Here is a 1,091-nt window from a genome sequence, read left to right on the forward strand (position 1 = left end):
GTGCGCACACTCTATCCTTCTGTGTCACCCCATCTGTAATAACGAAAGTTGGTGGTATCGGAATATCAACCGATTGTCCATCGCCTACGCCTTTCGGCCTCGACTTAGGTCCCGACTAACCCTGAGCGGACGAGCCTTCCTCAGGAAACCTTAGGTTTTCGACCAATAAGATTCTCACTTATTTCTCGCTACTTATGCCAGCATACTCACTCCTGTATAGTCCACCGCTCCTTACGGTACGACTTCAACCCATACAGGAAGCTCCTCTACCATTCTTTCGAATCCATAGCTTCGGTGGTAAGTTTGAGCCCCGGACATCTTCGGCGCAGGATCTCTTGACTAGTGAGCTATTACGCACTCTTTAAATGAGTGGCTGCTTCTAAGCCAACATCCTAGTTGTCTTAGAAATCCCACATCCTTTTCCACTTAACTTACACTTTGGGACCTTAGCTGATGGTCTGGGCTGTTTCCCTTTTGACTACGGATCTTATCACTCGCAGTCTGACTGCCTGGATACAAGTATATGGCATTCGGAGTTTGATAGGGTTCAGTAACTGTTGTCAGCCCCTAGCCCATTCAGTGCTCTACCTCCACTACTTAATTACCAGACGCTAGCCCTAAAGCTATTTCGAGGAGAACCAGCTATCTCCGAGTTCGATTGGAATTTCTCCGCTATCCACAGCTCATCCCATGGTTTTTCAACACCAATGTGGTTCGAGCCTCCACGGAATTTTACTTCCGTTTCACTCTGTCCATGGATAGGTCACCCGGTTTCGGGTCTACGGCATGCAACTAGTCGCCCTATTCAGACTCGGTTTCCCTTCGGCTCCGCACCTTAAGTGCTTAACCTTGCTACATACCGTAACTCGCTGGCTCGTTCTACAAAAAGCACGCCGTCACACTTTAATGTGCTTCGACTGTTTGTAGGCACACGGTTTCAGGTTCTATTTCACTCCCCTCCCGGGGTTCTTTTCACCTTTCCCTCACGGTACTACTTCACTATCGGTCACCAGTTAGTATTTAGCCTTGGGAGGTGGTCCTCCCTGCTTCCCACAAGGTTTCACGTGTCTCGTGGTACTCTGGATTAGACC

The 1,091-nt window shown here is 48.9% G+C and carries 1 rRNA gene; it reads right to left on the bottom strand.

Annotation, left to right across the window (positions count from 1 at the left end):
- Positions 1-1,091: ribosomal RNA gene (locus ABDZ69_RS17080) — 23S ribosomal RNA — on the bottom strand; the annotation flags it as partial.

The organism is Clostridium malenominatum, assembly GCF_039521365.1.
In the GTDB taxonomy this organism is placed as follows: domain Bacteria; phylum Bacillota; class Clostridia; order Clostridiales; family Clostridiaceae; genus Clostridium_AW; species Clostridium_AW malenominatum.